General features: G+C 31.6%; 16 protein-coding genes. 13 read left to right on the forward strand and 3 right to left on the reverse strand.

The genetic code is table 11. The features are described from left to right. Window positions 1–13 precede the first annotated feature (13 nt). From FYJ83_RS09720 to FYJ83_RS09780, 13 genes are all read left to right on the forward strand, one after another. On the forward strand, window positions 14–1162 hold the full coding sequence (locus FYJ83_RS09720) for a toxic anion resistance protein (protein WP_154440129.1): 1149 nt from the start codon (window positions 14–16) through the stop codon (window positions 1160–1162). Window positions 1163–1393: 231 nt separating this feature from the next. Beyond that, on the forward strand, window positions 1394–1963 hold the full coding sequence (locus tag FYJ83_RS09725) for a TetR/AcrR family transcriptional regulator C-terminal domain-containing protein (RefSeq protein ID WP_154440130.1): 570 nt from the start codon (window positions 1394–1396) through the stop codon (window positions 1961–1963). A 303-nt stretch (window positions 1964–2266) separates the two neighbouring features. After that, the gene (locus FYJ83_RS09730; protein ID WP_154440131.1) at window positions 2267–4060 is read left to right on the forward strand and encodes an oleate hydratase; all 1794 of its coding nucleotides are present in this window, start codon (window positions 2267–2269) and stop codon (window positions 4058–4060) included. A gap of 93 nt (window positions 4061–4153) precedes the next feature. Further along, window positions 4154–6265, forward strand: coding sequence for a hypothetical protein (locus FYJ83_RS09735; protein WP_326828333.1), 2112 nt, complete (start codon window positions 4154–4156; stop codon window positions 6263–6265). Then, window positions 6262–7491 carry a hypothetical protein gene (locus FYJ83_RS09740; protein ID WP_154440132.1) on the forward strand — a complete coding sequence of 410 codons (1230 nt, stop codon included), beginning with the start codon at window positions 6262–6264 and terminating at the stop codon, window positions 7489–7491. The genes FYJ83_RS09735 and FYJ83_RS09740 overlap by 4 nt, the downstream gene beginning before the upstream one ends. Before the next feature lie 10 nt (window positions 7492–7501). Further along, window positions 7502–9439 carry a vWA domain-containing protein gene (locus FYJ83_RS09745; protein WP_154440133.1) on the forward strand — a complete coding sequence of 646 codons (1938 nt, stop codon included), beginning with the start codon at window positions 7502–7504 and terminating at the stop codon, window positions 9437–9439. A 530-nt stretch (window positions 9440–9969) separates the two neighbouring features. Next, window positions 9970–10566 carry a DUF1819 family protein gene (locus FYJ83_RS09750; protein ID WP_154440134.1) on the forward strand — a complete coding sequence of 199 codons (597 nt, stop codon included), beginning with the start codon at window positions 9970–9972 and terminating at the stop codon, window positions 10564–10566. Next, window positions 10567–11145, forward strand: coding sequence for a DUF1788 domain-containing protein (locus tag FYJ83_RS09755; RefSeq protein WP_154440135.1), 579 nt, complete (start codon window positions 10567–10569; stop codon window positions 11143–11145). Window positions 11146–11162: 17 nt separating this feature from the next. Further along, window positions 11163–14750, forward strand: a complete 3588-nt coding sequence (gene brxC, locus FYJ83_RS09760) for a BREX system P-loop protein BrxC (protein ID WP_154440136.1) — start codon at window positions 11163–11165, stop codon at window positions 14748–14750. Window positions 14751–14769: 19 nt separating this feature from the next. After that, window positions 14770–18351, forward strand: coding sequence for a BREX-1 system adenine-specific DNA-methyltransferase PglX (pglX, locus tag FYJ83_RS09765; protein WP_326828334.1), 3582 nt, complete (start codon window positions 14770–14772; stop codon window positions 18349–18351). 16 nt (window positions 18352–18367) lie between these two features. Then, window positions 18368–20920, forward strand: a complete 2553-nt coding sequence (gene pglZ, locus FYJ83_RS09770) for a BREX-1 system phosphatase PglZ type A (RefSeq protein ID WP_154440137.1) — start codon at window positions 18368–18370, stop codon at window positions 20918–20920. A 21-nt stretch (window positions 20921–20941) separates the two neighbouring features. After that, on the forward strand, window positions 20942–22990 hold the full coding sequence (gene brxL / locus FYJ83_RS09775; protein ID WP_229768556.1) for a protease Lon-related BREX system protein BrxL: 2049 nt from the start codon (window positions 20942–20944) through the stop codon (window positions 22988–22990). 201 nt (window positions 22991–23191) lie between these two features. Further along, window positions 23192–23443 carry a hypothetical protein gene (locus FYJ83_RS09780; RefSeq protein WP_154440138.1) on the forward strand — a complete coding sequence of 84 codons (252 nt, stop codon included), beginning with the start codon at window positions 23192–23194 and terminating at the stop codon, window positions 23441–23443. Window positions 23444–23656: 213 nt separating this feature from the next. On the opposite strand, the gene FYJ83_RS09785 is transcribed toward FYJ83_RS09780, so the two are convergent. The 3 genes from FYJ83_RS09785 to FYJ83_RS09795 all read right to left on the reverse strand — a co-directional run bounded on the left by FYJ83_RS09785 (window position 23657) and on the right by FYJ83_RS09795 (window position 26014). Continuing rightward, complete coding sequence (locus FYJ83_RS09785) at window positions 23657–24019, reverse strand: zinc ribbon domain-containing protein (protein ID WP_077369865.1); 363 nt, start codon at window positions 24017–24019, stop codon at window positions 23657–23659. A 19-nt stretch (window positions 24020–24038) separates the two neighbouring features. Then, window positions 24039–25367: a zinc ribbon domain-containing protein gene (locus tag FYJ83_RS09790; protein ID WP_154440139.1), complete on the reverse strand. Its 1329-nt coding sequence runs from the start codon at window positions 25365–25367 to the stop codon at window positions 24039–24041. 137 nt (window positions 25368–25504) lie between these two features. Then, window positions 25505–26014 (reverse strand): hypothetical protein, encoded by a 510-nt coding sequence (locus tag FYJ83_RS09795; RefSeq protein ID WP_154440140.1) that lies wholly within the window; start codon window positions 26012–26014, stop codon window positions 25505–25507. Window positions 26015–26149 lie beyond the last annotated feature (135 nt).

Here is a 26149-nt window from a genome sequence, read left to right on the forward strand (position 1 = left end):
TGGAGGATAAAAAATGAATAATGAGATTCCAACATTGACTTTTGAACCTTTTGATGATGATAGTTCTACTGAAGGAGGACTAAGTAAAGATATATTAATTAAAGAGGATGTGCAAATTCAAAAACCAGTGCTTGATGAAAGTATGCTTTCTCCAGAGGAGAAAAAAATGGTGGATGATTTTGCAAATCAGATTGATTTAAATAAATCCAATCAGGTTTTACAATATGGAGTAGGAGCTCAAAAAAAGATAGCAGATTTTTCGGAGACTGCCTTAAATAATGTAAGAACCAAGGACTTAGGAGAAATTGGAGAGATGCTTTCTGGTGTTGTAACAGAATTAAAAAGTTTTGAGGTAGAAGAAGAGGAGAAGGGATTTTTAGGATTTTTTAAAAAGTCGTCTAACAAACTTACAGCAATGAAAGCAAAATATGATAAAGCAGAAGTTAATATAAACAAAATTTGTGAAGCTTTAGAAAAAAATCAAATACAGTTATTGAAAGATATAGCAATGCTTGACAAAATGTATGAACTTAATAAGATTTATTTTAAAGAGCTTTCCATGTATATTTTAGCAGGTAAAAAGAAACTTGCTAAAGTTCAGGCTGAGGAATTACCTGCTCTAATAGAGAAATCAACTATCAGTGGTCTGCCAGAAGATGCACAGGCTGTTAATGATTTAACTGCTCTTTGTAACCGTTTTGAGAAAAAAATTCATGATTTAGAATTAACTAGAATGATTTCAATTCAAATGGCACCACAAATTCGCCTAGTTCAGGGAAATGATACTATAATGGCTGAAAAGATTCAATCAACTATTGTAAATACAATTCCACTATGGAAAAGTCAGATGGTTTTAGCTTTAGGAGTTACTCATTCATCTCAGGCTGCAAAGGCTCAAAAAGAAGTTACAGATATGACCAATCAACTATTGAGAAAAAATGCAGAAACACTTAAAATGGCAACTATTGAAACAGCGAAAGAATCAGAAAGAGGAATTGTGGATATTGAGACACTTCGAATTACCAATGAATCATTAATATCTACTCTTGATGAAGTTATGCGTATTCAAGTAGAAGGTCGTCAGAAGAGAAAAGAAGCAGAAATTGAGCTAAATAGAATTGAAGAAGAATTGAAAACTAAACTTTTAGAAATAAGAGGTTAATAAATAGCGTTTAATGATGATATGCCAGTAGTCTTTGAAGATTTTGAAGTAGTATACAAATTGTAGAAAATAAGCCAAGAAGTCTAGAAGTTAAATCCATGAATATATAACTAAATACGGATAATTGCAGATAAAATACAACTATGTTATAATTTCAGACATAATACAAAAAGGTAAATGGGATAAAATATATCTTTAGGAGGAAAAATTAAGTAACTAGGGGTGACTGTCTTGGTAAAGCAATATACTAGAGAAATTATTCGAGAGAAATTTATAGAGATGTTAAATGAGCGTCCACTTAATAAAATCACAGTTAAGGATATTGCTATAGCATGTGAGATCAATAGAAATACTTTTTACTACTACTACACGGATGTATATGCACTTTTGTCAGAGATATTCCAAAGGGAGCTTCAGACAGTAATTGATGAATATAATGATACAGTTTCCTGGGAGGAGAGCTTTATTGTGGCTGCTAAATTTGCTTTAGAAAACAGAGCAGCTGTTTATCATGTGTATAATTCCATGCAGAGAGAAGAATTAGTGAATTATATATACAATGTATCGGGGAATGTCATGATGCGGTATGTTGAAAAAGTAAGTGATGGTATCTCAGCTTCTTCGGAAGATAGAAAACTGATTGCTTCTTTTTATCAGTGTGCCCTTACTGAAATGGTGCTACGCTGGATTGCTTCTGGAATGAAGGGAGACCCTGATATTATAATCAGACGAATCGGGTATCTCTTTGATGGAAACATAGAGTTATCACTTAAACGAAGTGCTGGTTTAAATGATGTTTAGTAAAAAATAATAAGAGAATCCTCCCACATCAGACATTTTAACTTTAATGCCTAAAAATTAGACAAATTAACCGCAGTGTTCGAATTTCGAACACTGCGGTTTGTTTATCTAATGAAAAAGATATAAAAAACCTATATTATAGATTTATACAAACTTTATAAATAATAAGTATTCATAATTCAAAAGGAGGACTTATTATTTATTACACCATATTGGCATGCTAATGGAGTGAACAGAGAAGAACTGCAAATTGATAATAGGATTTAGAAGAATATCAAAAAAATTAAGAAAGAGGGAGATACAATGAAATTAAAGACATATGATGATAGACTTAAACTTACAAATGGAACTTATCATACTTTAGTAAATGCAAGAAAACCTAAAGGAATTGAAGACAAAAAAGCCTATTTAATTGGTACAGGAATTGGAGCATTGGCTGCTGGTTGTTTTTTAATTCGTGATGCTCATATGGATGGCAGCAAGATCACATTTTTAGAACAATTAGACATTCCAGGAGGTTCTTTAGATGGAGCAGTTCGTCAAAATGCAGGTTATGTAGCACGTGGCGGACGTGAGATGGGACATTATTTTGAAGTTTTATGGAATCTATTTAGTTCATTACCATCTACAGAAGACCCTAATATGACTGTATTAGATCACTTCTATTATACAAATTATGATGACCCAAATTCTAGCAATTGTCGTATTACTAAAAATCAAGGTGTACGATATGACAATGGAAAATTCAATTTAGGTCAAGAATTAGCAAAAGAATTAGCTACTTTTACCATGATGTCAGATGATAGTCTTCAAGATAAGTCTATTGAGGATATTTTTTCTGATGAACTATTAAATAGTGATTTCTGGACATATTGGAGAACTATGTTTGCTTTTGAAAACTGGCATAGTGCTTTAGAGATGAAACTATATATGAACCGTTTTATTCATCATGTTGGGGGACTTCCAGATCTTTCGGCTTTACAATTCTCACGTCATGACCAATATACTTCATTTGTAAAACCAATGGTTAAATATTTAGAAGACCATGGTGCTAAATTTGAATATGGAATTACCGTTGATAATGTGGAGTTCCTAATTTCAGAGGATAAAAAAGTTGCAAAGAAAATAGTGGCAAAAGATAAAGATGGAAAAGACGTATCTATTGATTTAACAGAAAATGATTTAGTATTTATTACCAATGGTTCTATGACTGAAGGATCTGGATATGGTGATGATAACACTCCTGCTCCATTTAATAAAGAAATAGGTGGATGTTGGAAGTTATGGAGAAATATAGCAGCTCAATCAGATGAATTTGGAAGGCCAGATAAATTCTGTACAGATCCAGAAAAGTCTAACTGGGAGTCTTGTACAGTAACTTGTCATGATGAACGTGTTCCTGCATATATTGAAAAAATTACAAAACGTTCTCCATATGGCGGACGTACTGTAACAGGTGGTATAGTAACAGCCCTTGATTCTTCATGGTTAATGAGCTGGACAATAAATCGTCAAGAACAATATTATGGACAGCCTGAAAAGGATGTTGTTGTTTGGGTATATGGTTTATTCTCTGATACTCCTGGAGACTATATTAAGAAACCTATGAGAGATTGTACTGGTAAGGAAATCACAAAAGAGTGGTTATATCATATAGGAGTTCCTACAGAGGAAATAGAAGAGCTAGCAGGATCTTGTACTGCAGTTCCTGTTATGATGCCATATATCACATCTCAATTTATGCCTCGTGAATTTGGAGATCGTCCATATGTTGTACCAAAGAATGCAGTAAACTTTGCTTTCCTTGGACAATTTGCTGAAACTCTAGATGATCCAGGACGTGATACAGTATTTACTATTGAATACTCAGGACGTACAGCTATGGAGGCAGTATATGTTTTAACTGGAGTTGAAAAAGGAGTTCCTGAAGTTTATGCTTCAAGATATGATATACGTTATTTATTAAATGCAGGTAAATGTTTATTAGATGGTGAGAAACCAGAAGTGAATCTATCACCAATGACTAAACAGATGATTGCACAACAAATAGCAGGAACAGAAATTGAAGTGTTATTGAAAGAATATGGAATTCTTTAATCACATTTAAACTTAATAATTTAATTAAAATCCCGAATTTTCAAAGTCGGGATTTTAATTTATATTTATTTACTACTGAAGGAGGAAACTTTTGTGAATAAAGAGAAGAGTCTTAAAAAAGATTATGTTCCTACCATAGGTGAAATGGAAAACTGGTATGAAGAAGATTTGCGAAAGGAAGCTTTAAGATTATGGGAATACGAAAATAATAAAAAGATAGAAGAAGAAGGATTATTTTTTAAAACATTTAGAAGGCTGGAGGAAATCGATGATAAAATCTCCTTTGATTCTAAAAAGGACAATGTATATTATGAAAGATATAAAAAATATGTAGAAGAAGAGACAGGGAATAAAGCAAGGGAAATAGAGGAAATTCAAAATTTAATTGAATATGAAAAGTTCTTTCTTCGTTGGGAAAGAAGAGTCAATAAAGAAAAAAATGGCTCTGGTCATTATGGAAGTAACTCAGCTACAAGGTATCGAGTTGATTCTATAAAAAGATTAGAAAAAGAGTTGGAAAACATACTAGATACTTCTCCAGAAGGGTGGGAGTACTATTATAAAAATCAATTAATAGGAGATATAGAAAACAAACAACAACAGCGATTAGTAAATGTTCCATATGTGGCCAAAGCAAAACAAAAAGTAATGGAATCTTTGAATTTAGGAACTCCTGTATATATTGTGGGACATTTAGGAAGTGGAAAAACACAATTAGCAACTGAAGCAGCTTTAGATTTTACTATTGAGAATAAGGTGCAAAGTGAATTAGAGGATAAAATGGAGAATTGGTTTTATCTAAATCCAAATGCAACAGAAAAAGATGCCATTGAGAAGTTTAGAGAGTTCAATGAAGAAAGAAAAAATTACTATAAGAACATCTTAGTAAATGGAAATAAAGAGGAAATAGAAGCATTACAGCCATTATTCATATCCGGATCTCATAATTTAACTTATGAAGATATGTTTGTAGAAAAAACCTTATCTCTTAACCATAGTTTTTCTCAAGGCTCCTTTTCAGATTATCTCAATATGATTATAGAAGATTTTTATGAGTGGATGGATAAGCATAAAGAAAGATTAGATAAGATGACTGACGAAGAGCAATTACAGCTTAAAATTCAGATATGGAAAAGTTTCTCTGATTTGTTGGTGGCAAGAAATAGTGCTTTTGGTACTGAAATCAAAAAAATAGAAAGAGAAATTTTAATTGCAGTAAAGGAAGGGCGTACTGTAATTGTAGATGAATTAAATACAATTGCAATGCAAAACTTAATCGGATTAAATGATATATTACAGCGTCATGCAGGAAGTACAGCTTATATTACAGGAGTTGGTCCAGTAGTAATTAAACATGGCTTTGGATTTATAGGTACAGGGAATCTATCAACTCAAATGGTTAACTATGAAGGAACAAATGAATTAAATCCAGCTTTTAAATCACGATTTGTAACTATTGAATACAATTATATACCTCAAAGTGTAATTGGGTCTTTAGAAGACCAAGAACTCCTAGAAATAAACCAACTTTTTAGAGTAATAATTACAGGATTAGCTGATAAAAATGGGAATATTCATATTCCAAATCCTAAAAGAACATTAGAAGAATTATTTAGATTTTCTCAATTATGTAAAGTGACACAAAACGTCTTTATGGGCAAATGGAATGACAATGAAGATCATAGTGATTCTGGAATAGAAGATTTAGAGTTAAGAGAATCTGTATTATCTGTTCGTAATATTCTGCATGTTTTAGATAATTGGAATCAAGGAGAAGAGAAGGATTTAAGCAAAGCTTTATGGGATGGATTTATAAGTTCAATTACTTATGCTGATGACCAAAACTATATTTTATCACAAGCAGTTCGTTTTGGATTTTTTCCTATAAATGAAGGATGGAATGTTAAAACAAAAGCCATAGGAGGAGGTACAACTACCTATGAAGAAATTCGTACCAGTCCATACAACTATATTCGCCCTAAAATAGAAACCTTGAGCTATTTAGATGTAATTTACCTTATATTTGGCAAAGGACCTATCAGAAAAACTTTACCAAAAGAGTTAATAAAAAGCTTTGAAGATAATATAGATAATTTAAAACAGATTGATGTAAAAAAATATCAAGAATTAGACCAGCAATTATTTCATTTAGAACATTCAAAGAACCTACTGGAATATTTAGAGGATAATGGAGGTAAAAAATGAAAGTAAATTTGTCTATAGATGAAGAGTTTTTTAAGAATGAAGTCAAAAATTTAAGAAATAAGCTGGAGGAATGTAAAAAAACAGGTATTTTAGATAATGATTTTGAAGATAGATTAAAAAGACTCTTACAAATGGAGGATAGTCTATTAAGTGATTTAATTCCATATTACCGAACTTATGTAGATAATATTAAAAAAACTTCTATGAAGGTAATTCCCATAAAAGAATTAGGGTCTTTCAGTTCTCATGGCTTTCCACAAAATATATTAAGAATTAATAAAAATCTTTTTATTACCAGTAGTATAAATAGTAAAGTACAATTTTTTTATATAGATATTCCAAAAAAAACATCTGAAGAAAAAGAAATAGCAGTAGAATGGAGTCTACCTATAAAGGAAATAAAAGAAAGAATTTCATCTATATATAAACTAAATAATAAAGAAATCCTCCTTTTAGGCGTAAAAGGAGGATGTTATATACTTTCAAGTGATGATTTTGATAAACTGCCAGATATTAACGAAGAGATTAAAGTTAAAAAGATCCAAAAAGATTGTGATTTTAAAGGATTTGGAAGAACTTTAGAGATTGGAGATAATTTATTTGTAACAGGTAATGAAGAAGATACATTAACTTTATTTGAAATAGTGAAGAAAAAGGATGAATATTCCTTAAATATTCATACAGATATATCTTGTATTATTCCAAATTGGACTGCTATGGAAAAAGTAAGTAAGGACTATTTTGTAGTTGGAACAAAAGATGGAATAATGTATTTTGTTAAATATGAAAGTGGTCAGCTTAGAGTCTTAGGAGAAACTGATGTATTTCATAATAGAATAAGAAAAATCAAGTATTTAGAGGATGAAAAAGGTAGTAAGAAATCTCTTATGGTAATTGGAAACAAAGGACAATGTAAAATATTTTCTTTATATGAAGATACAATATTAGAAAATCATGACTTAACAGGAAATTTATTTGACCTTCAATCTGAAAAAGGTACTGCTGTAGTTTTAAGTGAAGATGGAATTATATACTTATTTGAAGAGAATTTTGGGAATTGGTATTTAAATGAAGAGGCGACCATTAAAGATATGTTCTTTACAAATATATTTAAATTAAGTATTTCAAAATATTTGCTTATGGATATAGGATGTAAATTAAACATTTTGAACATTGACGGAATTCATACATCTCAGGATTTATGGAATATGGCTCTATATCAGTAGGAGGTAAACTATGGTTGATGAACAAGCTTTAATTGAGGAATCTACAAAACACTGCGAAGAATTTTTACAAAAGCAACAACGATCACTGGCTACATTTACAAAAGATTCTAGTCTAATATATATTCCTGATGAAAAGCTAGAGAGATTTAGATTAGATTCTGCCAAAGGAATTTTGTATTTGCCCTTAGCTAGATTTTTAGATAAAAATTTAGATGAAAATCAAATGATGTGGCATATCTATTATGAATTAGCCTTATATCCTGATTGGAGAAAAGAAACTAGAATGTATTTAAATAGAAAAAAATATTGGCAGAAAGAAATTGACAGTATGACAAATTATATTCTAGATAGAATAAAAAAAGAAGGACTGGAAAAAGACTCTGCATATGAGTCTAAGATTATTTCAAATTATGTAAGAAAAGAAGTTCTTGATTTATTATATTCCTTGGATAAGTATGTGTCTTTCTTGAGGGTTTTACAGTTATGTCCCATATACAGAGATGAGGAAAATTTTGAAAAAATCATTTTATATATGAAGGAAATAGGTAAGACTGTTGAATGGATTTCAGAAATGCCTAAACATAGGGCTTTTATAAACAGTTTTTTAATTATTGAACTATATAAAATTCAGCCTAAATTTGAAGAATGTGTCGAAAATCCATTTCATAGGAAGATTTTCAATGAACCTTTTTTTGACTTTGTTCGTTATCAGTTAATGATACAGATAAATAATGAGCAAGGAATTATGGAAAGGGACCCATTTATTAAATCTTTTATATTTCCCGTTTTTAAAGAATTATGGAAACAAGAAATTGATGAAATGATATTTTATAAATCAAAGGAAGGTAAAGAGGAAAGTATAAAAGGAGGAGAAAACCCCTTTAAACAGGATGATATAGATGAAGTACAAGAGTCTTTGGAATCTACCTATGAAGAAGTAGAAAGGATTTTAGAGGAAATGTTGGAACAGCAAGATCAGATGGTTTCCAGCATAGAAAATATGATGAATAATAAAATGAATTTAGAATGCTATGGAATCAGCCAAGGGGATCAACAGTTATTTCAATTTTATTCAAATAAGATGAAAAAAGAAAGAGAAGAAATGCGTCAATTTTGGAAAAAATTAATAGGAGATGCTAAGGAAGAAATAAGTGTAAAAAAAGACCATGAAATAAAGGGAAAACTGGATATAGGTAATTTGATTAATTTTTATCCAGATTTTATTGAAGCAGAGAAAAAGGGAAACTATAAAAACCTCCCGATTTTCAATAGATACCTTCTAGAATCTCAAACAAATATATTGCCTGAAAGAATAGAGATTTCTTTTGTTATAGATAATTCAGGCTCAATGGATCCTAGGAAAATTGAGGCAGCAAGGAAGGCATTGGCAGTAACACTATTATCAATAGATGATTTCAATAGATATTTAAAAAATAACTCAGAACAGTTGAATCAAAAAATTGAAGTTTTAAGTGAAACTTGGTTTTTTGGAAGTAAATATTATACTGTTAAAGAATTTAATCATAAAAATATACAGGAAAAGGAAAAAAGTGAAATAATTCATTCCATTGTAAGATTAGATGGAACAGATGGAGCAACTGATGATGGAAGTTGTCTAAAAGAAATATCCAATAGGATTACACCTAGACAGGCAAGAGAACTTAAAAAGGGAAATCAAATAAAGATAGTCTTTCAAGTTACAGACGGTGCATCTAGTTTTCCAGGATTAGCAAAGGAAGCTGTGGAGGAATTATTATCTAAGAATGTGGAAGTATATGGATTTCAAATAGGGAAAAATAATCAAGTAAATGAAAAGATATTTAATTTTGTATGGAATGAAGGATATAAAGAACCACATGGAGTAATAATCGGTGAAGAAGTAGAAAAGTTGCCAAGAGAACTGCTAAAAGCTGTAGGAAAAAACATGAAGTCTATTTTTAATAATTAGTTGGGTAAGTGTTAGAGTGGTATTGCCAAACATAATGAGTATAACTGAGGTACATTAGTATTAATACCAAACCATCAAGAAGTTTTTGGAATTATAGCATATGATAGTGATGAAAAAATCATATCGGCAGAAAAGTTATTTAAAGGTGCAACAGACTCTTCATTGGTAGATTTATGAATAATGATGGAGTAAATCTGATTAATGATTATTTTGATGATGTATTATATAATTTGGAGCATTAAAATACTGTTAGTGAGGTAATTGATATAAATGTTTTAGTAGAGAAACCTATGTTAAAAGCTAATACTAAGCTATTAAATAGACATAAGTATGAAATAGGCAATAAAAGATATGAAGTATAATTGTAGATATATCCCATGGTAAGCCTGGTAGACCTTATCATGGGCATTTTTTTGTTTTATGGGTAGGTAACTTTATCAAGAAAGAACTTTCAAAAATTAAGACAAATAATCATATAACTGATATAATAAAGAATAAAGTGGACCATTTAAAAGGAGTGATGGTAAATTATGTTACAATATACTTCAATATTGAAGTCTAGACCGTATTTATATTTAGAATTGAAAAAGGCTATAGAGTTGGTAATTAAGGGATTTACTATAGATCATATAAAAAACAAAGCAATAGAAGAAAATATATTTTCAGTAAATACAGAAGCCCGAAAAAGAGAAATTGCTTCAACAGTGACAAATAGAATTAGTGTATTAGACGATTTTACAATGGATAAAATCGTAAATGGTAGTTTGCAGACCAGTAAGCAGTTGGCTTTATATAGTATTCTTAAAACAGATAGATTATTCTTTGAGTTTATGAGAGAAGTTTATAAGGAGAAGATTTTGCTAAATGATATGAACCTAACTGATAAGGATTTCAATATATTTTTTAGAAGAAAAGCAGAGCAGAGTGAAAAGATTGCATCATGGAAAGATTATACATTTTATAAATTAGGTCAGGTATACAAAAGGATATTAACAGAAGCAGGATTTATTAGAAACAGCAAAAAAGAAATTGAAATCCTTCTCCAAATTATAGAAGAGGAAGTTATGGAACATCTAAAAAATATAGGGGATTTATCTTATTTAGAAGCAATGTTAGGAGAGATATAAATGGATATTTACAAGAGATTAGATAAAATTCTTCCAAGATTACAAGAAAAGAGTTTCAGGGAAAATAAAGGCTTAGGAAATGAAATAGGATTTCATATTTTTGATTATGAGCCATCCGACGAATTTATTGTAAGAGAACATATTAAATTCTTAAAAAATAAAATTAATACTGGAGGCACGGGATTATATATCAAAGAATTTGATTTGTATGAAATTATGCTCGAAATATTAGAAAGCAAAAACTACTTGATTAAAACTTTTGAAATGGAAGAAGAAAAAGGGACAGAATACAGTATTAACGCTATAAAAAAAACCCTTAGATTGACCCAAAAGAATGATTTAGTTGTTGAATATATTAGAGGTAAGATAAAGGAAGGTAATATTATATTTTTAACAGGAGTAGGAAAAGTCTGGCCAATCATTCGTTCTCATACAGTATTAAATACCTTACATTCAGTAGTAGAGGATGTACCGTTGATTATGTTTTTCCCAGGAGTATATGATGGTCTTGAGTTAAAATTATTTGATGAAATAAAGGATGATAATTACTATAGAGCATTTAAACTGATTGAAAGCTAAAGGGGATGAGCTTAAATATGGAAATTAGAAAAATGTTTTACAAGGAAATTGATAGAGATATCAAGGGAGTAATTAAAATTGGACAAGAAGATGATACTAATATAAAACAAGAACTAGAAGAGTATGTAGTTACCAGGGAACTAAGCAAGCATTTAGATACATTTTTTGAGGCTTACAAAAAGGGACTAAATGACTACACTGATAAAATGGGTATATGGATTTCAGGTTTTTTTGGTTCGGGTAAGAGTCACTTGCTTAAGATAGCATCTTATCTATTGGAAAACAAAGAGATAGATGGAAAAAGAGCAACATCTTATTTTGATGATAAGATAGATGATTCAATAGCATTAGCAGATATGAAAAAGGTTGGTGATATGGGAGAACAAACAGATGTTATTCTATTCAATATAGATTCTAAGGCAGACTCTACTTCCAAATCAAATAAAGATGCGATTGTACAAGTTTTTATGAAGGTATTTAATGAAATGCAAGGATTTTGTGCATCTTTACCTTGGCTAGCAGATCTAGAAAGACAAATGGTAAAGGATGGGACTTACGAAGCTTTCCAAAATAAGTTCGAAGAACTATCAGGAAGTAAATGGATTGATGCTAGGGAAGACTTCTACTTTGAGGAAGATAATATTATAGGTGCATTATCAACTACCACAAAAATGAGTGAAGAATCAGCAAGAAATTGGTTCAATAAAGCAGAAGAAAATTATTCCCTAAGTATAGAAAAATTTGCTCAGAGAGTGAATGAATACATAGAGTCAAAAGGGAATAACCATCATGTAGTATTTTTAGTAGATGAAATCGGACAATATATTGGTGATGATGTTGGATTAATGTTAAATCTACAAACCGTTGTTGAAGATTTAGGCACTTATTGTGGAGGAAAGGCATGGGTTATTGTGACTTCTCAACAAGACATAGATTCTATAACCAAAATAAAAGGCAATGACTTTTCAAAAATCCAAGGAAGATTTAATACTAGACTTAATTTATCATCTGCTAATGTAGACGAAGTTATAAAGAAAAGAATACTTAGAAAGACTGATGTAGCAAAAGATACCTTAAGACTAAAATATCAGGACAAAGAATCTATACTAAAAAACCTAATTACATTTTCTACGGATACTGCAGAGATGAAAACCTATAAAAATGAAGAGGATTTTGCAGAAGTATATCCATTTGTCCCATATCAGTTCAATCTATTACAATCAGTATTTACTGGTATCAGACTTCATGGAGCAAGTGGAAAACATTTATCTGAAGGGGAGAGATCTTTACTTAGTGCTTTTCAAGAGTCAGCAGTTAAATATATGAAAGAAGATATAGGAGTTCTTGTACCTTTTTCAGCATTTTATGAAACTGTAGAAGCATTCCTAGATTCTAATATTCGAAGTGTTATCCTAAAAGCAGAAGATAATGAGCGTTTAATTAAAGAAGACATAGAAGTATTAAAACTGCTATTTTTAATTAAATATGTAAAGGAGATTCCTTCAAATATAGAAAATATAGCCACATTAATGGTTAATAATATTGATGAGGATAAGATAGAACTTAAAAAGAAAATTGAAGAATCCTTAAAGAGATTACTAAAAGAAACCTTAATTCAAAAGAATGGTAATGAATATATATTCCTTACTCATGAAGAACAGGATGTAAATAAAGAGATACAGCATATTGTAATTGATATGGGCGATACAATTTTAAAAATTGGTGAAGAAATTTTTGATGGTATCTACAATGAAAAAAAGTATAGATATAACGTCAGATATCATTTTGACTTTAATAAGATTATAGATGATAGATTACTATCATCTCAAAAATTTGAAATGGGTCTGAAAATAATTACTCCTTACTATGATACAGGAGTTGAATTAACAGAACAAGAGTTAAAGATGATGTCTGCTAGAGAAAATAATTTAATTGTAAAACTTCCTATGGATACCACATTTTTAGAAGAAATGGAAGATATATTAAAGATACAAACCTATCTATTAAGAAAGGGAGGATCTACTTCTACTTTAGAAATAGAGGAAATAAGAATAAGAAAATCCAGAGAAGTTACAGAAAGAAAAGAGAGAGTAACGAATTTATTAATTGAAGCACTAAGGTCAGCTGAGCTTTATGCAAACTCACAAAAACTTGAAATAAGGTCAAAAAATCCGGCAGAACGAATCAATGAAGGCTTTAAACTTCTTATAGAGAGTATGTATAGTAAGTTAAACTATATAACTACTTTTATAGAAAGTAACAAAGATTTAAATGATATTTTATTAGAAGATAATATTCAGGTAAAACTTACCGATGATACTCCTAATAAATTGGCGGTAGATGAAGTAGACAACTATATAGAAAGAAATACCGAAAGAAATATTCCTATGACACTAAAATCTATTGTGAACCTATATGAAAAAGCACCCTATGGTTGGAAAGACATGGATATCAAGGGAATAGTACTAAGATTATTTAAAGAACAAGAGGTAAGGCTTGAATTAGGTAGCGAATACCTAAATTGGGCAGATAAAAATATAATAGATTATTTAACGAAAAGAGAATATCAAGATAGATTAGTTATTAAAAAGAGAATAAAAACCCCTCCTATATATATTAATAATGCTAGAGATTTAGCCAAAGAATTATTTGGAATCACAGCACTACCTAGTGATGAAGATGGATTAATGAAAAGATTTAAAGATTTATGTACAAATGAACTAAAAATGAGAAATGTAGACACAAATGATTATGGTATTCAATTTTTAGTTGAGCAATATAAAAATAATAAATATTATCCTGGAAAAGATGTACTAGAAAATGGAGAAAAACTATTTGAGGAAATAATTAGGATAAAAGACGTAAAAGAGTTTTATGAAAGAGTATATGAACTAAAGGACAATCTATTAGACTATGAAGAAAAAGTATTTGATGTAAAGAAATTCTTTAAAAATCAAAAAGAAGAATTTGATAAAGCAGTACACCAACTAAACATATATGAAAAAAATAGAACCTATGTTGTAGATGCCGAAACTAGAGAAGTGATAGGGCAGATTGAGGGAATAATAAAATCTAAAGAACCTTACTCCCAAATCCACAGATTACCAAATTTAGTAGATGAATTTATAAACCATTTTATTGAATTATTAGAAGTAGAATGTAAGCCAATTCGCCTTGTAATAGAAAGTGATAGAAAAATAGTATTAGATGAGATTGAACTTTATAATTTCAATGAAGAATTAGGGCATAAATTTAAAGCAAAATTTGATGATTTGCTAGAGCGTTTAGATACTGCAAACAATTTCTATGAAGCAATAGCCATGAAAGAAGAATCAGATAGAATAAAAATTCGTTGTTTTGATGAAATAGAAAAAGAAAAGGAAAAAAGAAAGCCTAAATCAAAAGAACAAGCACCTGAAGTATTTCATGATGATGGAACAACAGAAGAATATAAAGCAAAGACAGTAAAGAATATTAGTATAACTAATATTCTTCATGGTGCCAAGGTAATAGAGACTATAGAGGATATTGATGAAGTTCTAGAGCAGATAAGAAAGGCATTACAAGAGCAATTAAATGACGGGACAAAATTAAAACTCATCTAAAATATAGGGGGAATACAAAGTGGATAAATCGGCAATAAAAAACTTTGCAGTGAGAGCAAGGAATAAACTTATTGAAGATATAACTCAAAAAGCCTACGAGATTGGGATTACAAAAAAAGAAATAAAAGATATAGAGACATTTGAAGGTGGATTTAAAGTCAAAGGGCTTGAGAATAGTAGAATTTATAAAGGATATGAGATAAAACAAAGAGAAAAATTAATCGTTAATATAAAAGATAAAGGATTTGAGCAAATAGTAGAAGAAGTAGCCTATACATGGTTTAACCGTTTTATAGCCCTTAGATTTATGGAGGTAAATGAATATCTTCCTACAGGAGTTAGGGTGCTTTCATCTGTAGAAAAAGGTAAAATTGAGCCAGATATAATAAAAGAAGCTTCAAATATAGATTTTGATTTAAAAGATAAAGATTACGATGAATACAAAGAAATAGTGTATAGACTCATAGACTCCAATGATACAGATGATTTATATAGATATTTATTAGTAAAACAATGTAATCAATTAGGTAGTATTATGCCAATGGTTTTTGAAGAAATATCAGACTATACAGAACTACTGCTTCCAGACCATTTACTAGAAGATGGATCTGTAATCAGAGACTTAGTAGATTCGATCAAAGAAGATGACTATAAAGATCAAGTGGAGATTATAGGCTGGATGTATCAATATTATATCTCAGAAAAGAAGGATGAAGTATTTTCAGGACTAAAGAAAAACCAAAAAATTACTAAGGAAAATATACCTGCTGCTACACAACTTTTTACGCCAAAATGGATTGTAAAATATATGGTAGAAAACTCATTAGGTAGACTATGGTTAGAATCTCATCCAGATGAAGAATTACAATCAAAATGGAAGTATTACTTAGAAGATGCTGAACAGGATCGAGAAGTACAAAAAAAACTAGATGAACTAAAAGACCCTAACCTAAGCCCAGAAGATATCAAGGTACTAGATCCTAGTATGGGATCTGGCCATATCTTAGTTTATGGCTTTGATGTACTTTATGATATTTACTTAAAAGCCAATTACTCTGAAAGAGATATACCTAGGTTAATTCTAGAAAAAAATCTATATGGACTAGATATAGACGACAGAGCAGGACAATTAGCATCTTTTGCCCTAATGATGAAGGCAAGGAGTAAAAATAAAAGGATATTTAGAAGAAAGATAGAATTAAATATTTGTTCCATACAAGAAAGTAATGGTATTCAAAAGGAAACAATAGAGCTTTTTGCTAGTGTAGATAAAAAATTAAAGCAAGATATAGAATATTTAGTTGAAGTTTTCCATGATGCAAAGGAATATGGATCTATATTAGATGTAAAAAAGATTGATTTTAATGCTCTTGAAAATATTATGGAGGAAATTAGAAATAAAGAAACAGTAGATATGTTTGAGTCTGATATATTAGAGAAGTTACCTAATCTCATTAAGCAGGGAAGGATAATGAGTGATAAATATGATGTAGTTTGTACTAATCCACCTTATATGGGCAGAAAGGGTATGAACTCGGATTTAACTAAATATGTAGATGAGAATTATTCTGATAGTAAATCTGATTTATTTGCAGTATTTATGGAGTTAAAAACATTAAAGCCAAGTGGATATTTAGCTATGATAAATCAACATTCATGGATGTTTCTATCTAGTTTTGAAAGGTTAAGAGTAAAGTTAATTAATAATCAAACTATATATAATATGTTGCATTTAGGTCCAAGAACATTTGCAGAAATAGGTGGAGAAGTGGTCCAGTCCACAACTTTTGTATTTAAAAATGTAAGAATTAACTCTTATAAAGGAAATTATATAAGATTGGTAGACTTTAATAATGCAGAAGGAAAGGAAATGGAAGCATTAGAAATAATAGAAAATCGTGAAAGTAAATATTATTATGAAACATATCAAGATAATTTTGAAAAGATACCAGGAGTGCCTATAGCATACTGGGTGTCAGAGAATATAAAAAATACATTTTTATCGAATGATAATATAGCTTATGAATTTATTCCAAAATTCGGAATGTCGACTGGAGATGGTAATCAATATATTCGTAATTGGTACGAAGTAAATCATAATAATATATGTTTTAATGCAGTATCTGAAGATGAGTTTACCAAAAGGAAAGTAAAATGGAATGTACTTGACAAAGGTGGAGAATACAGAAAATGGTATGGGAATAAAAATAATATAGTGAATTGGGAGAATAGAGGATTTGAAATTAGAAACAATCCGAAGTCAGCAGTTAGAAGTCCACAATATTTTTTCAAACCTCATATATCGTGGACATTAATAAATTCAAGCAATTTTTCAGTAAGGTTTTTTTCGCATGGATTTATTCTAGATACTGCATCTAATTGTATTTATTTTAAAGATGATACTAAAAAGTATTATGCATTAGCATTATTAAATTCTAAGGTAGCCCAAGAATTATTAGATATAATTAACCCAACTTTAAATATTAGTTGTGGTGTTATTGGACTTATACCTTTCATACAAAGAAAAAAGTATTATGAAAGAATAGAAGATTTTGTTAAATATAATTTGAGTATCTCAAAAACTGATTGGGATTCCTTCGAAACTTCATGGGATTTCCAATATCACCCATTACTAAACTATTCAGCATTTAAAAATGACTTTGATGCCAATAAAATTGAAACGGCTTTTGATAGATGGACAGATTTCACTAATGAACAATTTGCCCAACTAAAATACAACGAAGAAGAACTAAACCGAATTTTTATTGATATCTACGGACTTCAGGATGAGCTTACTCCAGAAGTAGAGGATAAAGATATAACCATAAGTAAAGCAAATAGAGAAAGAGATATTAAATCCTTTATTTCCTATGCAGTAGGTTGCATGTTTGGACGATACTCCCTAGATGAAGAAGGGCTAGTTTATGCAGGTGGAGAATTTGATATAGATAGATATAAAACTTTTATTCCCACAAAAGATAATATTCTAGTTATAGCAGATGATGATTATTTTGAAGATGATATTGTCAATAGATTTGTAGACTTTGTAGATATAACATTTGGAAAAGAAACACTAGAGGAAAACTTAAGCTTTATTGCAGAAACATTAGGACAAAAGACTACGGAAACTTCTAGACAAACAATTAGAAGATATTTCCTAAAGGATTTCTATAAAGACCATGTGAGAACCTACCAGAAGCGACCTATTTATTGGCTATTTGACAGTGGTAAACAAGATGGATTTAAGGCTCTTATATATATGCATAGATATGATATATCTACTGTAGCTAGAGTTAGGACTGATTATCTTCATAGATTACAGAAAATGTATGAGTTTGAAATAGATAGACTAGATTTTATAATTGATTCAGAACTACCTGCAAGAGACAAGGCTACTGCAAAGAAGAAAAAAGATAAAATAAATAAACAGGTAGAAGAATGTTTAATCTATGACCAAATAATAGCACATATTGCCCATCAAAGAATAAAAATAGATTTAGATGATGGAGTAAAGCATAACTATGATTTATTCCAAGGGGTAGAAGTACCTCAAGGGGAAGGTAGAAAGCCTCTAAAGGCAGATTTACTTTCTAAGATATAGAAGAGAAGGTGAAAAGATGAATCTATCAGAAATAAAAAAAATACTAGAAGAAAACTTAAATCAGGAACCTTCAAATGGAAAGGTAAGAAACATTGTTTTTTGGTATGATGGAGAAGGGGAATTCGTAGAAGACATCAAGAGTTTAGAATTAGAGAATGCAAAAATTCTTCACCTTACTGACAACAACAAATTATATATAAAGTATTTACTAGAAAAAAAGGATATAGAATCAAACTATTTAATTTATTCTCCTAATCCTAAACCAATTCCTAAGGAAAATTGGCTTTTGGACATAGAGAAGTATAGTGAAGAATTTTCTACAGATAAGGCAACTGTTATTATGAGAGATTTAGGTGTTAAAGATGAATCTTTAAGAAATATATTTAAAAAGTATATAAAATTCTTTGGCAATAAAGAAAGGTACAGTAGATTTGTCTCTTATAATATAGAAGATTATACTGAAGAAAAGATAGATATTGCAGTTTTGTCCACTCTTTGTAAATTGGTTATAGCTGATTTTGAATTAGTGGTAAAGACTTTATTAATAGATAAAATAGAAGAAAATAAGATAATGGAGGAAATAGTAAAGTTTGGAGATATAACAGCTCTTTGGAATTTATTAGAAAAACAATATGGTTATCATTTTGAAGAAAATAGCCTAGATCAGTTGATGATAATGCTTTTAGTAACAAGTTTAAGTTATAAACTTGAAACAAAAGTCCCTAATACCTGGGAAAAATTTATTTCATCCAAAGTAGCTGATTCCATAGTATTTATTGACCATTTTATGAGCCACTCTATTGATAGTAAATCTTACAACAAAATATCAAATCATATAGGACAGAAGTTGAATATTCGAGACTATATTTCAAAATGGGATATTGAAGAATATTTAGAATGTGACACATTTAAAGATTTTGATGATGAAATTATAACTAGACTTATTACTAATCTAGTTGAAAATGTAGGAGAATATGAAAAGTATAGAAAGATTATCAATAAAAGGAGAACTACCCATTGGTTCAGTCGATTGAGTAATGAATATGATACCATTTATTACGCAATGGAGATTTTAAGATTAGAAAAAGAATTAGAGAAAAATATCAAAGGGGCCACTGCTTATGAAATGGTAGATAACTATACTAAGTCATATTATTTATTTGATACTTTCTATAGAAAATTCTATATATCTTTCGACAGAATTGATGATAAAGAAAAGTTTTATAAACTTATGGAAGTAGTTGAAAATACTTATACTAATTGGTATTTGGAGGAGGTGTCCATTAAATGGTCAGGGTTGGTTGAAGATGAATTAAAAAATGATATCAGAATTAGTGGGCTTACAAAACAAGAAGAATTCTATGAAACCTATATAGCACCTCATATGCGAAAGGATGAGAGGGTCTTTGTTATTATATCAGATGCTCTAAGATATGAAGCCGCAAAGGAATTTAGTGATATCATAAATAGAGATAGACAAGGAAAATCAGAAATATTCTTTATGCAAGGGGTTATACCATCTTATACTAAATTAGGAATGGCATCCTTATTGCCACATAAAAAGATAGAGATAAGTGATAAAGGGGATATTCTAGTAGATGGTATAAATTCTTCTGGTACCATAAATAGAGGGAAAATACTATCTAATCATATAAATAAATCAGTGGCTATTCAATATAATGATGTTAAGGACATGAAACGACCAGAATATAAAGAGGTCTTTGGAGGAAAAAATTTAATCTATATCTATCATGATGTAATAGATGCCATAGGTGATAAGGCTAGTACAGAACGAGATGTATTTGAAGCAGTAGAAAAGACTATTGATGATTTAAATAATTTAATTAAAAACCTTGTAAATAATGTAAGTGCTACTAATATTTATATTACAGCAGATCATGGTTTTATTTATAGAAGGTCACCTCTTCAGGAATTCGATAAGATGACTAGGCTAGGTGTGAAAACAATAGACCAAGGAAGAAGGTATATATTGACCGAAGAAAAGCCTGAAGAACAAGGTATATTATCCCTATCTATGAAATATTTACTTGGAGAAGGTACAAACTTAAATGCCCTTATACCTAAAGGTGTCACAAGATTTAAAATGCAGGGAGCAGGAGATAACTATGTTCATGGTGGAGTAGCCTTACAGGAAATAATGATACCTGTTATAAAGTATAAAAACATTAGAAAAGAAGAGTTTAAATCCTCTAAAGTAGAAGTCAAACTTACCAATATTTCTAGAAAGATTACAAATAGAATAACCTATTTAGAATTTTTCCAAAGTTCAAAGGTAGAAGATAAGAAGATACCTATAACTCTTAAACTTTATTTCGTAGATGAAGAAGGCAATAGAATATCAAATGAAAATATTATCATTGCAGACAGTAGATCATCTAAGCCTGAAGATCGTACCTTTAGAGAAAAGTTCACCTTAAAAGATCAGACATATGATAAATCGAAAAAATATTATTTGATTATGGAAGATGAGAATGAAACTGTAGAAAAAATCTATGATAGAGTACCATTCATAATTGATTTAGCTATTACTAATGACTTTGGATTTTAAAAAAGATAAGTAGGTGAAACTATGGAAAGAATGGATAATGAGATAAGTCTAAATGAAAAATTAAATACCTATTTTGCTGGTAGAGTAGTTAGAAAAGACTTAACTAAGAAGATAAAAGAGGGTGCCAATGTCCCAATATATGTTTTAGAATATTTATTAGGCATGTACTGTGCTACAGATGATGAGGATAGTATTAATGATGGGGTTGAAAGAGTCAAGAAAATCCTATCTGATAACTTTGTTAGGCCAGATGAAGCGGAGAAGATAAAGTCTAAAATTAAAGAGTTGGGACAATATACTGTAATAGATAATATTACTGTTAAATTAAATGAAAAGAAAGACATTTATGAGGCAGAGTTTTCTAATTTAGGATTAAAAGGAGTACTGATTTCCTCTCATTATGTTAAAGATTATGAGAAACTTTTAGGTGGGGGAATTTGGTGTATCTTGAAGATGAATTATTTCTATGATGAAGAAATAAGAGATGTAAGTCCATTTAACATAGGAAACCTTACACCTATACAAATGCCTAATTTAGATTTGGAGGAAATATTTACTGGGAGAAATCAGTTCACAAAGGATGAATGGATTGATGTGCTTCTTAGATCTGTAGGTATGGAACCTACACAATTAGAATATAAGGTTAAATGGCATCTACTAACAAGAATGATTCCTTTAGTAGAAAACAATTATAATTTATGTGAATTAGGCCCAAGAGGGACAGGTAAAAGTCATATTTATAAGGAGATATCTCCAAATTCTATATTAGTATCTGGAGGGCAAACAACTGTAGCCAATCTATTTTATAATATGGCCAGTAGGCAAATTGGTTTAGTAGGACTTTGGGATTGTGTAGCTTTTGATGAAGTTGCAGGTATTACATTTAAGGATAAAGATGGTATACAAATAATGAAGGATTATATGGCCTCAGGTTCCTTTGCTAGAGGAAGGGAACAAAAGGCTGCTTCAGCATCTATGGTATTTGTGGGAAATATTAATCAGAGTGTAGATGTATTACTTAAGACTTCTCATTTATTTGATCCATTTCCAGATGCCATGGCCTATGATTCCGCATTTTTTGATAGGGTGCATTTTTATTTACCAGGATGGGAAATACCAAAGTATAGGCCTGAATTTTTTACCAACGAATATGGATTTATTACAGATTATTTAGCTGAATTTTTTAGGGAAATGAGAAAGAGAAACTTTTCTGATGCTATGGACAAGTACTTTAATCTTGGAAATAATCTTAACCAAAGAGATGTAATAGCAGTCCGAAGAACTGTATCGGGAATGGTGAAATTAATTTATCCAAATGGAGAGTATACAAAGGAAAATATAGAAGAAATATTACAATATGCCCTAGTTGGTAGAAGACGAGTCAAGGAACAATTAAAGAAAATTGGAGGAATGGAATTTTATGACGTTCATTTCTCTTATATTGACAAAGAAAACTTTAATGAAGAATTTGTGTCTGTACCTGAACAAGGTGGGGGAAAATTAATACCTGAAGGAACAGGTAAACCAGGACATATTTATGTAGTAGGCCATGGACAAACAGGGATGATTGGAACATTTAAAATAGAAACAGAAGTTGTACCCGGTTCAGGAAAGTTTGAAAGAACGGGTCTTGGCTCAAACCGTGAGACTAAGGAAAGTATCAATATAGCATACAATTATTTTAGGGCTAATAAGAAAAATATAAGTGGAACTATTTCTACCCATGATTTTGATTATTTAATGCATGTACAAGACCTGCAGGGAATAGGGGTTACTTCAGAGTTATCTCTAGCAGCTTTTATTGGAATGTGCTCAGGTGCATTGAAAAAACCGATACAATCTCAGATGGTAATCTTAGGAACCATGAGTATAGGTGGAACCATTACAAAGGTACAGGAATTAGCAGATACTCTACAGGTCTGTTTTGATGCAGGAGCAAAGAAAATCCTACTCCCTATGGCTTCGGCAGTAGATATAGGAACTATACCACCAGAGTTATTTGCTAAGTTTCAGATTTCCTTCTATCAAAGTCCAGAGGATGCTGTCTTTAAGGCTTTAGGAGTGGAGTGATGGTAAATCTATACTTTAAGTACAATGATGTAAATAAGATCAAGAATATAACTATACTATTACTTTGATTGAGATTTTAATAAATGTTTATGAAATGGAAATAAATTAGATTTGGAGGATTATAATTCATATTTTTGATTAATTTTAGATTCCAAGTATTATATATGTCTAAAAATTTGAAGTTATGAGAGGGGGATTAATTTGAGTAGCTATTTTTCTAGAAATTATAATAAATTAAAATATCCTAAAGCAGATAATAAAAACAAAGGATTAAGAAATGCACAGTTAGGTGCTATTCATTCAATTTCATCATTTTTTACTTTGAATAAATTTAAAGCATCAGTTGTTGTTATGCCTACTGGGGAACGTGTCATAATAGTGACAGGGTGCATAAATGCTTTAGTATCAAGGGTTTCAGAAACCTTTATTAAAAATAATTCATGCATTGCTTAGAGAAGTTAGTATTTCTATTTAATTAAAGAAAGAAAATTAACACTTGATATTTATGTTAGGTTTGTTTTTTACCTAACATAAATATCAAGTAGCAAGGGTTTGAGAAGAATATTTTATTATTGAGTAAAAATATGTCATAAAAAGGGTTGACATACCCATATACAAGAATCTATTCATTTCCTTATTCTGGTATATAAGGGTTCTTCCATGTTTCTAATTAAGTTTTGCGCCGCAGGCTCCACAAAAGCCAGCGCCTAGAATTATTTCCTTTCCACATTTAGAGCAAAATTTAATTTGCGAAGCAGTCTGAAGTGTGGTGGGTAAATCCTCATCTGTACTGGAGCCTGTCAGAAACAGCCAGTATATATCCTCGCCATCCTCGCATAAACCGATGGCTCCGGCGGGGGATACCACATAAAAGCTGTCCTCGTCCATAGGATTTTCACTGTCGCTTGTCTCGGCAAGCACCAGCAAGCCTTTTACGTCGTAGTTATCATTGGAAGTGGCAAAACTCCAGCTATTACAGCGTGTTACGGCGAATTCCACCGCCTCTAGCAATGTATTGAATTTTTTCATTAAAAATCTCCCTCCTTTTTTATTTGAACAGCAGATTATTACACCGCTTGCAGCGATCATTCTGTATGGGATTCATCATGGAGCATAAGTTGCAGTAGATGATACGGTCTTTCGACTTATCATATTTTTCATACGTACCGAACTTTGGATGAAAACGCACCCTGTCACCAACTGATAGATAATCGTACATATGCCGTCCGCTGTCCTTTTCCACGATGGTCTTTTTCTTGCCTGCGTCGGTGTTTATGACCGTGGTGTATTCCGTATAGGTTCGCCAGTTGTCGTCCTCGCCGCCCCTATGCTCACTTTTCTCCTTGCTGTACTTATTGACCACCACGCCTTCCCACATAGGCTTCTTGGTCCTTTGCAGCGCCAGTAAATTAACGACCAGCATGATAAGAGCAATGCCAACGCCGATAACAAGAGCTTCTCCAAAGGGGAAGTCGTCCATCAGCAGACCTGCGACGGGAAAGCCCATGAGGGGTACGAAAACCAATATCCACATACAGCCTATGGAGAATTTTTTGTTTTTCTCCGCGGCGGCCAGTATCTCCGGCGAATGACACCTGTCGGAGAAACCCACCAGCCCCGTGCCTCCCTGTATGGGTGGGGAAGGTGTCCCTTGGGTCGGTATCTCCGCTTCCGGCCCTGTCCGGCTCACAGCTTTACCACAGCCGATGCAAAATTCAACACCGTCTGGCAGTTCCATGCCACAGGCAGTGCAGACCTTAGGGGCACTGGCCTGGATTTTCGCACCGCAGCCCCCACAGAAAGCAGCGCCCTCTGGCAGCTTGTTTCCGCAGTTATGACAAAACATATTTATATCACTCCTTATTTGGATTATTTGAGGCGTATCTGGTTTCCTCGCCTCTTTTTTTTTCTTTTTCCCAGCTCTGGCTGTTCGTATGACAAGTAGCAGCAAAAGTAGATGACCGATAGGGGCCAGGATATGATAAATAATCGCGAATTCACCCATCTCATCAAATTCGCTCAGCATGGCGGGCTTGTTGACGTAGGGGAAAAGGTCAAGGTATCGTATGCGCTCGGAGCGTGTTTCGCCCTCATCTAAGCTCGGCCATGCCTCGTCGCTGCTATAGATCACATAACCCCGGTATTCCTTGCCATTTGCTATAAACCAATATCCCTTGGAAACGGTTCGTGAGCGATTTGGCTCCGCATTCGTGTCATCCAGTCTAGATTCGTAGCTGTCTACCGTACCCATGACGGTATCGCCCCAAATTGCCAGCACCAGCGTACTGAGGCTACTGTACATGGCAAACACCAGCGCGGCGCAAATCAAGATGAGAATAGGCAGGGGGATGTTTTTGCTCTTTTTATTCTTTGCCATATGGACACTCCTTTCATTGTTGTTCGTAATCCCGCTTTTTGCGCCAGCCCACGCCAAACAGATACAGAACAGTAAGCAGGAAAAGCGGCGGCAGTACCGGCTACTGAGGCAGCAGCGAATAATTACCTTACCTTTACTTATTTCATGCGAATTACATCTTCAAATGCTATATATTGGTATCCTTCACCGTTTCTTGCTTTTATATAATCCGCTCCATAATCGCCTTCAGACTTGTCGCGTGCCATTAGCATAACACCACCCGGCCGTCCGTAAAAGTTTTCAATGATTAATGTTCGTGCTGCCGAATCAAATATATAGCTGCTTGTGTAGTAATCTTCCTCGTCAAGTTCCATTTTTCTATTCGCGAGACCGATAAAAAATGCACAATTTTTCCCGTCCAATATCTTGATGCCTACATCCGGATACGAGTTATATTCTGGGTCCGTAGACCAGTAACCTTCAAACCATTTAACATCAAATTCTGGTTCTTTTTCCGCTGCAATCACAAGTTCCATTGTCTTTGCACGATCCGTAGTGTTTACCACTAACACCAGATAGCGATATTTCTTTTCCAATGAATTTGAAAATGCCGGGACGGAAACAGTTGTATCTTGCTGAGTCGTCGTCTCTTTTGAAAGCGACTTCAAAAGCACCATGGTGTTAGTATAATATTGTAGACACGATTTTCCGAATACTATAAAATATAGAAAAGGAAGGAAGTGTCTAGAATGTCAAAAAGATATACAGATGAATATAAAAATACCATTGTAGAACTTTATAAT

Source organism: Tissierella pigra, assembly GCF_009695605.1.
Lineage (GTDB): Bacteria > Bacillota > Clostridia > Tissierellales > Tissierellaceae > Tissierella > Tissierella pigra.

Bases quoted from the DNA above. Each gene is read 5' to 3' on its own strand.
- FYJ83_RS09720 (WP_154440129.1), top strand. From the start codon at position 14: ATGAATAATGAGATTCCAACATTGACTTTTGAACCTTTTGATGATGAT.
- FYJ83_RS09730 (WP_154440131.1), top strand. From the start codon at position 2,267: ATGAAATTAAAGACATATGATGATAGACTTAAACTTACAAATGGAACT.
- FYJ83_RS09740 (WP_154440132.1), top strand. From the start codon at position 6,262: ATGAAAGTAAATTTGTCTATAGATGAAGAGTTTTTTAAGAATGAAGTC.
- FYJ83_RS09745 (WP_154440133.1), top strand. From the start codon at position 7,502: ATGGTTGATGAACAAGCTTTAATTGAGGAATCTACAAAACACTGCGAA.
- FYJ83_RS09750 (WP_154440134.1), top strand. From the start codon at position 9,970: ATGTTACAATATACTTCAATATTGAAGTCTAGACCGTATTTATATTTA.
- FYJ83_RS09755 (WP_154440135.1), top strand. From the start codon at position 10,567: ATGGATATTTACAAGAGATTAGATAAAATTCTTCCAAGATTACAAGAA.
- brxC (WP_154440136.1), top strand. From the start codon at position 11,163: ATGGAAATTAGAAAAATGTTTTACAAGGAAATTGATAGAGATATCAAG.
- pglZ (WP_154440137.1), top strand. From the start codon at position 18,368: ATGAATCTATCAGAAATAAAAAAAATACTAGAAGAAAACTTAAATCAG.
- brxL (WP_229768556.1), top strand. From the start codon at position 20,942: ATGGAAAGAATGGATAATGAGATAAGTCTAAATGAAAAATTAAATACC.
- FYJ83_RS09785 (WP_077369865.1), bottom strand. From the start codon at position 24,019: ATGAAAAAATTCAATACATTGCTAGAGGCGGTGGAATTCGCCGTAACA.
- FYJ83_RS09790 (WP_154440139.1), bottom strand. From the start codon at position 25,367: ATGGCAAAGAATAAAAAGAGCAAAAACATCCCCCTGCCTATTCTCATC.